Annotated in this window: 12 protein-coding genes and 1 pseudogene; 4 read left to right on the top strand and 9 right to left on the bottom strand. The window is 65.4% G+C overall.

Annotation, left to right across the window (positions count from 1 at the left end; translation table 11 throughout):
- The 9 genes from JSV65_16345 to JSV65_16305 all read right to left on the bottom strand — a co-directional run.
- On the bottom strand, positions 1-298 hold a 298-nt coding region (locus tag JSV65_16345), incomplete at its 3' end, for a prepilin-type N-terminal cleavage/methylation domain-containing protein (protein UCH34100.1).
- Between the two features lie 770 nt (positions 299-1,068).
- Positions 1,069-1,305, bottom strand: a complete 237-nt coding sequence (locus JSV65_16340) for a hypothetical protein (GenBank protein UCH34099.1) — start codon at positions 1,303-1,305, stop codon at positions 1,069-1,071.
- A gap of 96 nt (positions 1,306-1,401) precedes the next feature.
- Positions 1,402-1,647 carry a hypothetical protein gene (locus JSV65_16335; GenBank protein UCH34098.1) on the bottom strand — a complete coding sequence of 82 codons (246 nt, stop codon included), beginning with the start codon at positions 1,645-1,647 and terminating at the stop codon, positions 1,402-1,404.
- A gap of 28 nt (positions 1,648-1,675) precedes the next feature.
- Positions 1,676-1,912: a hypothetical protein gene (locus JSV65_16330; protein ID UCH34097.1), complete on the bottom strand. Its 237-nt coding sequence runs from the start codon at positions 1,910-1,912 to the stop codon at positions 1,676-1,678.
- 82 nt (positions 1,913-1,994) lie between these two features.
- On the bottom strand, positions 1,995-2,240 hold the full coding sequence (locus JSV65_16325; protein ID UCH34096.1) for a hypothetical protein: 246 nt from the start codon (positions 2,238-2,240) through the stop codon (positions 1,995-1,997).
- Positions 2,241-2,854: 614 nt separating this feature from the next.
- Positions 2,855-3,145 carry a hypothetical protein gene (locus JSV65_16320; protein UCH34095.1) on the bottom strand — a complete coding sequence of 97 codons (291 nt, stop codon included), beginning with the start codon at positions 3,143-3,145 and terminating at the stop codon, positions 2,855-2,857.
- A 46-nt stretch (positions 3,146-3,191) separates the two neighbouring features.
- A complete protein-coding gene (locus JSV65_16315; GenBank protein UCH34094.1) occupies positions 3,192-3,929 on the bottom strand; it encodes a polyprenol monophosphomannose synthase in 738 nt (245 codons plus the stop codon).
- Between the two features lie 57 nt (positions 3,930-3,986).
- On the bottom strand, positions 3,987-5,003 hold the full coding sequence (locus JSV65_16310; GenBank protein ID UCH36816.1) for a DUF362 domain-containing protein: 1,017 nt from the start codon (positions 5,001-5,003) through the stop codon (positions 3,987-3,989).
- 105 nt (positions 5,004-5,108) lie between these two features.
- Positions 5,109-6,032: a decaprenyl-phosphate phosphoribosyltransferase gene (locus JSV65_16305; GenBank protein UCH34093.1), complete on the bottom strand. Its 924-nt coding sequence runs from the start codon at positions 6,030-6,032 to the stop codon at positions 5,109-5,111.
- A 243-nt stretch (positions 6,033-6,275) separates the two neighbouring features.
- On the opposite strand from JSV65_16305, the gene JSV65_16300 reads away from it, so the two are divergent.
- From JSV65_16300 to JSV65_16285, 4 genes and pseudogenes are all read left to right on the top strand, one after another.
- Positions 6,276-6,923, top strand: coding sequence for a DUF2085 domain-containing protein (locus tag JSV65_16300; GenBank protein UCH34092.1), 648 nt, complete (start codon positions 6,276-6,278; stop codon positions 6,921-6,923).
- Positions 6,924-7,326: 403 nt separating this feature from the next.
- The gene (locus JSV65_16295; protein ID UCH34091.1) at positions 7,327-7,596 is read left to right on the top strand and encodes a DUF4190 domain-containing protein; all 270 of its coding nucleotides are present in this window, start codon (positions 7,327-7,329) and stop codon (positions 7,594-7,596) included.
- A gap of 70 nt (positions 7,597-7,666) precedes the next feature.
- Entirely contained in the window at positions 7,667-8,473 is an 807-nt protein-coding gene (locus JSV65_16290; protein ID UCH34090.1) for an amidohydrolase, read from the top strand.
- A 341-nt stretch (positions 8,474-8,814) separates the two neighbouring features.
- Positions 8,815-9,006: pseudogene (locus JSV65_16285) on the top strand (prepilin-type N-terminal cleavage/methylation domain-containing protein).
- Positions 9,007-9,982: the final 976 nt, after the last annotated feature.

Below are 9,982 nucleotides of genomic sequence, written 5' to 3'. Positions count from 1 at the left end.
GCACCCACATGTCCGCCGAACCCAAGGGATCGTAGCTCGTGATGTACTGGTTGGCCGGGTCAACGGGGTGTGAGCTGCCCTTCGCGCCGGATGCATTGGCGGCCGGGAGCACTTCGTCATAGTCCTGGGCGTACATGATCGCCGCGAGAGCGATCTGCTTGAGGTTCGACAGACAGGTGGCCTTCCTCGCTGCCTCCCGCGCTCGCGCGAACACGGGGAACAGGATGGCGGCCAGGATCGCGATGATCGCGATCACCACCAACAGCTCAATGAGGGTAAAACCGCGGTTCTTTCGCACTGCGAATGCCTCCTTAGCTTGTGACGCGAGAGTATCCTCGCAATCGGCACTGCGACGGGCCAAGCGTTAGCGTTGACCTCCCTTCCGGCCCGGAATAGTATCGCGTCCCGCCAGGCCCGCGCCTGGCACCGGCGCATCGGGTGCTGGCTTGGTGCGAGATGATTAGCCTATGAAGATATTGCCTCGGTTAGGATACTACAAAGCCGCCAAATCATCAAGTGCCTGCGCCAAGGCGCGGGAGTGCAAGCCGTGGTGGCCGATGACGGCGCCACCGAGGGCTGCCTCAGGCGCGCATCGGCCGGCAGTTCAGCCGTGCTGCAGCCGTCGCCCCGGAGGAAAACACGTCCCGGCTGCGACGATTTCAGCGGCGGGATGGCAAGCGAGACGCTTCAGCTCTGGCGCAGGGTGAACGCCCGGTTCGCGAGGATGGGGCGTCGCCAGACACCGTGCGGCGCGTCGGTCATGCACCGTGGAGGGCGCAACTTCCCGGCGATGTGGAGACACGAGCGCTGCAACGGCTCAATGAGCGTGGGGCGACGGGTGGAGCAGGTCCGCGTAGAACGGCACGGCGAGTCCACGAGGGACCCGCCGTGCATCGCAAGTTCAGTCGAGGTGCACGATCTGTGGGCTCACCGCCCAAGCAGGCAGGAGTCCGCTTCGCGCGTCGCGTCGGCCAGGCTGCAAACGGCCGTCCCCGTACAGCGTGTACCCCGCCTCAGGCACAGTCGAGACGCCCGGCGATGTAGGCTGTTCGCGACGAGAGGCGCGCCTTACTGGCCGGGCGGTGCGCCGGACTCTCGCTGGTCGTCAAGCTCTTCCTTCGCCTCGGCGGCCTTCTCCTTGGCGACGGGGCCGGCCTCTTCCTTGGGCGTGACTTCGATGCTGATACCGGTGTCGTCGCCGGGGGTCGCCCGCGGGGTGCTGAAGATGTACCACGCGAGGGCAACGATCACAACCACCAGAAGAATGACGACGACCGTGACGACGGGGCTGATGCCCTTCTTCACATCTCGCCTCCTATCCGGGATGCCGCCATCCCGCGTTACTCGTAAGACGCACGGCGACCGAGCAGCGATGGTTCGCCACACGCAGCGCTCCGGGGATTACCGTCCGGGCGCGCCGCCCGAGCGGCGGGCGTCGAGCATCTCTTCTCTTTCCTTGGCCGCGTTTTCCCGGACGACTTCCATATCCACCTTCGTCGGATCCAACTCGATGCTGAACCCGCCCCGGTCGCCGCTGCTGCTGCCCCCGCCCCCGCCACCGCTGAAGTGGTTCCAGAGCAACGCGACAATGATGACCACGACCAGGATCACGACCACCGTCACTACAGGACTGACTTGCTTCTTCAACTCTCTCCTCCTTGGTTAGAAGAGGCGCTTACCGGACGGGCTCCGCGCTGGACTCGCGCTGGTCGTCAAGCTCTTCCTTCGCCTCGGCGGCCTTCTCCCTGGCGACGGAGCCGGCCTCTTCCTTGGGCGTGACTTCGATGCTGATACCAGTGTCGTCGCCGGGGGTCGCCCGCGGGGTGCTGAAGATGTACCACGCGAGCGCAACGATCAGCACCACCAACAGGATGACAACGACGGTGACGACGGGGCTGATGCCCTTTTTCACGTCTCGCCCCCTATCTGGAACGCCGCTATCCCATGTCGCTCGGAAGACGCGTTCCCACCGAGCGCAGCGGCCCCGGGACTATCTATCGTCCGGGCGCCCCGCCCGAGCGGCGGGCGTCGAGCATCTCTTCTCTTTCCTTGGCCGCGTTTTCCCGGGCGGCTTCCATATCCACCTTCTCCGGATCCAACTCGAGGCTGAACCCGCCCCGGTCGCCGCTGCTGCTGCCCCCGCCCCCGCCACCGCTGAAGTGGCTCCAGAGCAAGGCGACAATGATGACCACGACCAGGATCACGACCACCGTCACTACAGGGCTGACTTGCTTCTTCAACTCTCTCCTCCTTGCTGTTCCAGCGCCCTGGATCCAGGACGCCAACTCCACCGGCCTTTTACCCAGTGTGATGCCAGAAAACTCCACCGGGATTCGCTTTCCTGGCGGCAGTCGTACGGCAACTTGCTATCCGGTAGGACAATAATACAAATCGTCAGCACTGTCAAGGGAACTCTTGACGGGTGCAGTACCGCGTCGGACGTCCGCCTCGAACGGACGTTCCGTGGCTGCTCACGGCGACCAGCCGAGCGGTGCGGCTGCGGGATGCTACGCGGCCCCCGGGCCGCCGAGCAAGGACTGCTGCTTCTTGGCTTTCTTCTCCCGGCGCTTTTCCTTGATGCTCTTGGCCGGCTTCTTCTTTTCTTCCCGCTTGGTGGTGTGAGCTTTATCGGGCATGGCAGCCACCTCACTGAGCCGAAATTCGTGAGTTATTGGCCCCCGCGGCCGGCGCGCTCCGCGCTCACCCTCGGGACAGAGAGCGATGGAGAACCGGCCGGGACGCTGCAGCGATGGCCGACGTGTTAGATCCCCGCCCTCCGCTATACAGCAGGGCCTTTTGTCCCGGCCACGACATCGAGGCGCACATGATACAACACCTTATTGCTGCGGCCGGGTCATACAACCTGCTCCGCCTGTGTGACATAGGCGTGGACGCCGTGCCCCAGCCGCTCGCGCAGGGTGGCGACTCCTGCCAGGATGCGTCCCCCCACGTCGTCCGCGCAGACCACGATCATCATGCTATTGCCGTCGTCAAGACGATAGGCCAGGCGCCCCCCCCGTTGAATCGCCATGACGGCCGTCAGGTTGTCCACTCGCGTATAGCTCGGGACCTCGATCTCACGATGGAGCAAGCCGATGACTTCCGCCTCGAACTGCGTCTCGAAGATGAGGTGGACGACCTTCAACGGGCTCGCTCTCCGCGGCGCTGCCGGGTGCGCCGCACTCCGGCTGTCAGCTTCGTCTGGCGTATCGTCTGCCGCCGAGGGCCAGCCGCCACGGCGTCACCGCGGCCTCGAGGATGACCCCGCGCGACATCTTCGATCGCCCCTGGCGCCGTTCGTAGAACACGATGGGCACTTCCGCCAGGCGCCATCCGAGCTTGTGCGTCCGGAACGCTATCTCGACAAGAAAAGCATATCCCCTCGATTTGATGCTGTCAAGGCGAATGCTTGCCAAAGCGTCGCGGCGATAGAGCCGGTACCCGCTGGTGCAGTCGGTGAGCTTGAGCCCGGTGATGAATCGCACATAGCGATTGGCGAACCAACTCAGCAGGATGCGCTGCATCGGCCAGTTGATGACGCTCACGCCGCGCAGGTAGCGCGATCCGACGACGACATCCGCGCGCGCGGCCGTGGCGATGAACGCGGGGAGACTGCGCGGATCGTGAGAGCCGTCGGCGTCCATCGTTCCCACGAACTCGGCGCCCAACTCCATCGCGCGCTTGAAACCCGCGATGTAGGCGGTGCCCAGGCCCAGCTTTCCCGGGCGGTGCACGACGTCCACGCGCCCGGTTTCCCGCGCGAGGCGTTCGGCGATCTCGCCGGTGCCGTCAGGCGAGGCGTCGTCCACCACGAGGACACGCAGTCGGTCGTCCTGTGCGAGCACCTCGCGCACCAGCGATTCGAGGTTGCCCGCCTCGTTATAGGTGGGGACGACGATGTAGATTGCGTTGGTTGGTGAACCGGGCATGTCCACATCACCGGGGGTCGGCGGCGCGCGGCGAGAAGCAGCCACCGCCCTCAGGTCTCAGTATTGCTGGAACAGCTTCCCCCATTTGGTGTCGAGCGCCTCGCCGACGCGGCCGGCGCCGACGCAAGGGTACCAGTACACGTCGTGATACAGGATGGATGCGACGTACGACCACGGCGCGAGCACGGTGCGCAGCAGGAACTTCTCGAGCGGCTTCAAGGGGCCCCAGTATATCGCTTTCTGCCCACGGCTCGCGAAGGTGTCCTCGGCCTCGCGAAAGCCGAAGTTGACGCCGGAGATGTCTTCGCCGACAACCTCGATCTCGTTCGGGTCGCCGCACCCGAGCCCGCGCTCGTGAGCGATGCGAATGAAGTCGAGGGACATGGGATCGAAGCCCATCATCTTCGCCGCGACGGCGTCAATCGCAACCTGATCGGCGCCGGCGAGGATGTAGTCCTTCTCGTAGGGCACCATGCAGCGCGGACCGGGGCCGTCGCCGGCGAGCGTCCCGTCCATGACGGCGAAGACGCCGGTGTGGATCTCCTTCTGTATCGTGAGCAGGTCAACCAGCGTCTCGTGGATGACGGAATGAGTCCAGTGACGGCGCTCGTGGAGCAGGCCGCCGAAGGCGTTTTTCATCGCGCCGGTCATGGTGGTGAAGACGTGGGTCTTCATGGTCGGCAGGTGGATGATGTTCTCGCCGATCATGCGCTTGGGGATGTGAATGCCGTCGGGGAAGATCTCGGGCAGCACGAGCATCTCACCCTTGGGTTCGTAGGTGACCCATTCCTCGGACTCCTCGTAGAGGTGGATGTTGCGCAGGCCGTATTTCTCGATGACCGGCTTGTGCTTGTTGGCAATCTCGCCGCGCTTGGCGCTGACGACGACGGTGCGGTTGTGGCAGCCGTGGATCAGGTCGCGGGAATAGCCGTCGTCGAGCATGGCGCGAATGACGCCCTCGAGCTGCCACGGTGTGGTCGAGCACGCCGGGTACCAGTGGTGCCACGAGATGTTGATCTTGAGCGCGGTGTCGTGGGCCTTGGGCAAGTACCGGTCGTACTCGGCCATGCGCATGAGGCGGCCGTAGTCTTCGAGCACCGTCTCGGGCGTGGTTTTCAGGACTGCGATCTTCGGGCGCGACACGGGCGTCTCCCTGATTTCATGATACCCAGGGCCGGGTCATCGGTACAGCGCCGCACCCACCGCGGCGAGCCACAGCGCGAGGTTGATAATCATCGGAATATCGGTCAGCGGTATCTTCTCCGGCGCGCCGCCTTCCTCGCGCTGGTGAACCAGGTACAGGTAGCGGAAGATGCCGAAGATGACGAACGGCGTGGTGTAGACCAGGTTGTGGGTACCGAACTTCGCCACCGTTTCGGGCCACATGGTGTAGAGGCAGTAGGAGATGACGGTGGACGCGGTCACCACCGCGATCATCTGGTCGAGCAGGTAGGGGCTGTAGTGAGCGAGGCTGGCGCGGTGATCGCCGGCCCCGGCTTCCAGCACGAGCAACTCGTGGCGCCGCTTGCTGAGCGCGAGGAAGAGGGCGAGGAAGATGGTGCATACCAGCAGCCACGGCGAGATTTCGACCGCGATCGCCTCCGCCCCCGCCGCGGCGCGAATGACGAATCCGACGGCGATGGACATGACGTCCACGATCGCAATGTGCTTGAGCCAATACGTGTAGGCGAGATTGAGGGCGTAGTATGCGAGGGCCAGCAACCCAAACTCCAGGCGCAGCGTAAACGACAACCCGAGCCCGAGCACGGCGAGCGCCGGCGCGATGACCCACGCCATGCCGAGCGGCAGCCTGCCGGCGGCCAGCGGCCGCAACCGCTTGAGCGGATGCCGTCGGTCGCGCTCGAGGTCCCCGAGGTCATTGATGAGGTAGACGCTCGAGGAGAGCGCGCAGAACAGCGCGAAGGCCGCGAGGGCCGTAAGGGAGAGCTTCACGTCGGAGACGTTCTGAGAGAAGATCAGACCCGCGAAGACGATGCCGTTCTTGAGCCACTGGCGCGGGCGCAGGGCCTCAAAGAGCGCCTTCATCACCCCCAGCCCTGTTCCTTCGGGCATAGTCACGGTTGGAGCGCGGTGCTCATTCATCAGACACGAATTCGGTGCGGCATGCAACCGTCTTCTTCGATAGGCGTGTCGCCGTTCCTCTAGTGCACACGACTGATGCTCGACGCGGCCGAGCTGCGGCCCGGAACCGGGATGCATCGGGGCGGCGCACGCGCGACGCGCGCCTAGTCCAGCCCGCCGCGGGCAGGAGCCGTCCGCGAGTGCGTGGAACAACGCGGGAAGTTGAGCGCCCGGTGCCAGAGACGGGCGACTGGTTGTGCGGCTGTGAACTCGGTAACTGAAGCGATAGCGCGCGCGTGCTGTCACGGTATGGACGCCCGTTCGCTCTACGTCGGCGGAAGCGTCGCGCCGTTCTGCGCGCGGTGCACGGGGATGTACGTCGGCATCCTTGGGGCCGTGCTGCTGCTCGGGTGTGCGGGCGCGTTAACGCGCCGCCGCCTGCCGCCGCGGTGGCAGATGGCGCTGCTCAGTCTGCCGTGGATCATCGCCGGCGCGGCGTGGGTGCTGGAGTTCGGCGGGCTCGACATACTCGGCAACGTCGGGCGCGCGCTGGTCGGCTTGGCGTGCGGTGCGAGTGGAACCGTGCTCCTCGCGCCGCTGTTCGCGCGGGTCATCCGGCCGGCGGGCGGATCGCGCCGGGGGGCGCCGGCGTCGCGCGCGTTGGGCATCATTATCATCGGCGGGTGCGGCACAGCGATGGCACATCCCGCGGCGCGCTACTGCTGCCTCGCCGTTCTGCCCGCGGCCGGCTTCGTGCTCACCGTTTTCGCGCTCAATGGGCTGATCGCCGCGGCGCTGATTCTGGAGATGGGCCGGCGGCGTTGGCTCGGATGGGGAGCGTTGGCAGCGTGCGCCGGAGCGAGCGAGATCGCGATCATCTCCTCGCTGCGCGCATGGCTGTCCGCTTTCTAGAAATCACGCGGGCGCGGAGATCGCACGCCTCGAGCGCGTTCGGGCGTGCACCGAAGCCCGGGAGTCATTTCAATAATACGAGGACCTCGATAGGATGTCACATGTGAAGTGTCCGAATCACCCGGCGATGGATGCCGTCTTCACGTGCGCTCGCTGCGGGCGCGGGGTGTGCGGAGGGTGCGTCCAGGAGCGGGATGAAGCCGGGGGATGGATCTGCGCCGATTGCGTCGCGAAGGCTCGACAAGAGGCGCCCGACCGCGAGGGCGAACAGCCAACGCCGCAGCCACCAGCACCGCCCGAGACTCCGTCACCACCGCCGGCGCAGGAGCCTCCCCAGCCAGACGCGCCACCTCCGCTCCGCACACCGATGCGCGCCGGCCCAAGCGGCGTCGCGATCGCCTCCATGGTGTGCGGCATCCTCAGCCTGCTGTGCTGCTGCCTTGATACAATGCGAGTGCCACTCGCCGTGGCGGCGGTCGGGCTGGGCCTGTTCGCGCTCAATTCCAGAGGGCCGGATGAGGTGCGCCAAGCCAGCCGACCGTATGCCCTCGCCGGTATCATCACCGGCGTGCTCGCGGCGGTGCTGATCCTGCTGACGCTCGCCCTGACGTTCGCCTTCGGTATATCCCGGGCGTTGAATCCCTGGCATTGGCATCGCGGCCTGTTCAATTGACTGGCGCCGCGATAGCGCAAGAGAAGAACGATACGCCGCCTGCGGAGGGCGGCGCAGCGGCTTAACCGATATGACCAACATGCCTGTGATTGACTTCCACACCCATGCGTTTCCGGATCGCGTGGCGGCGAAAGCGATGGCGGCGCTCGAGGAGAACTACCAGGTGCCAAGCCACAGCGATGCCACGCTGGCGGGATTGCGTCGTTCCATGGCCGCGGCGGGCATCGAGCACTGCGTCGTCGTGCCAGTGGCGACATCTCCCGCTCAGGTGCGCTCCATCACCGACTGGGCGGCCGGCAACGGCGGCAGCGATCTGACGATCTTCGGTTCGCTGCACCCGGACCTGGAAGACGCGGTCACGGAAATCGCCCGCATGCGCGACCTCGGCGTTCGCGGCGTCAAGTTCCACTCGGAGTTTCAGGGCTTCAATCCCGACGAGGCGCGCATGTTCCCCATGTACGAAGCGCTGCGCGATGCGGGGATGATCGTGTACTTCCACGCGGGCAATGAGATCTTGCCGCTGCCGGCGATCCGAGCGACGCCCGGCCGCATCGCGCGCGTGCTTGACGAATTCCCCGGCCTGACCGTGATCGCGGCGCACATGGGGGCTTACCTGGAATGGGACGAGGTGCACGAGTTTCTCGTCGGCCGGGACATCTACTTCGACACCTCGTTCTGCCTGCACAAGCTGGGCACACAGCGGTTCATGGACATTCTGCGCGCGCACGGGACGCAGCACATCCTCTTCGGGACCGACTCGCCGTGGTCGGATCAGGGTGAGGCGCTGACGAGCATTCGCGCGCTGCCGTTGACCGATGACGAGCGGCGCCTCATCTTCCACGAAAACGCCCGGTGCCTGCTGACGAATCCCGCGTAGGGGCGGCTCTCGCTCCCGTGTCATGCGGTATGGCAGCCGTCTCAGCCGCGTCGCCCCCGGTCTGGAAAGTGCACCTGCCTGTGGCTATCGTCCACCTGTGGAATCGGCTCCCGTTGTATAGTAGATGCAGGAGACTCGAAACGGCGCCGACCGGCGCGCAGTCGCCGGCAGGAATCCTGGGGCCGTCCGGTTAAAGCCGGAGTATATGACTTCTTGAGATCCACAACAGCGGGACACCAGGCCCGAAAGGAGGGATGGGAGCAGACAGGGCCGCCCGCAGTTCGCATAGCAACTCAACCGGTCTTTGCACGTAACAGCAGTGCTGAGGAGGCAATGAGCAGATGCGAAGGAGTCATGGTTTCACGTTGATCGAGTTGCTCGTCGTGATTGCGATCATCGCAATCCTGGCCGCCATCCTCTTCCCGGTCTTCGCGCGGGCGCGCGAGGCGGCGAGGAAGGCGACCTGTCTCTCCAACCTCAAGCAGATCGCCCTGGCGGCGCTGATGTACGCCCAGGACTATGACGAGGTGCTGCCCGCCTGCAACAACGGCACCTTCTCGACCTCACACCCGCTCCTCCCGGTTGACCCCCAGCCCACCGCCGGGGATGCCGCAGCTGCGGACATGGGGTCGAAGGACTACTGGCAGTTGGCCGACGTGCTCATGACGTACGTTAAGAGCCTCGACCTCTTCAACTGCCCCACCGGGATCCGGACCGACCGGTCGTCGCCGATCGAGACGCAAGTACTGACGTCGGGGCCCGCGATAGGCGTGCGCAAGGTCGGCAACTTCACCCATTATGCAACCTATCCGGGGTACGCCTGGTGGATGCGTGTCGGCAGCTACTGGTGGGGCTGCTGCCACTATCCCTACCAGACGGCCAGCGGCGCGTACGGCTACTGCGGCAACATGGGGCAGATGTGGGACGCCGCGGACTTTCTCGCCTACATTGACCAGACTTCGGACGCCCCCCAGGAGTACTGGGCCTGCGCCAATGCCGTCGGCAACTTCGACGATCCGGTGTGGAAGCCGATGGGCGGCTGTCTCGCCTCTGCCGCGCACGAGGGCTACAGCTACGTGTGGGCGGCCCAGCACATCGTGCCGGTGGAGTTAGGTGGGCCCGCGCCGACGATCCCGTTCACGATGCCGACTATGTTTGCAGACGGGCACGTCAAGTACATGCGCCTGGGCTTCTACCAGATGATGAGTGTGATGACGATGCCGAACGAGATCCAGTGACCGTGCGTCGGCTCGGTGCCTCGCGCCGGGCCGGCCTGGGGTATGCAACGCGGCCCGCCCTCACTTTCAGGGGCGGGCCGCCGCTTTCTACACCGCCTGCGCCACCTCGACGGAGATCGCGGGGGCGGCAGCGGCCTACTCCCCGGCGGGAATCCACTCCTCGTTGAGCGCGACGTGCTTGATGTTGCGCCGGTTGTAGGTGTAGGTGACGTGAATCGTGCCGTCGCGCGCCTGGATGATCGCAGGGTAGGAGAATTCGCCGTAGGGCTCG

The sequence above is a fragment of the Armatimonadota bacterium genome, assembly GCA_020354555.1.
In the GTDB taxonomy this organism is placed as follows: Bacteria; Armatimonadota; Hebobacteria.
This window is presented reverse-complemented; position numbering and strand designations above follow the sequence as displayed.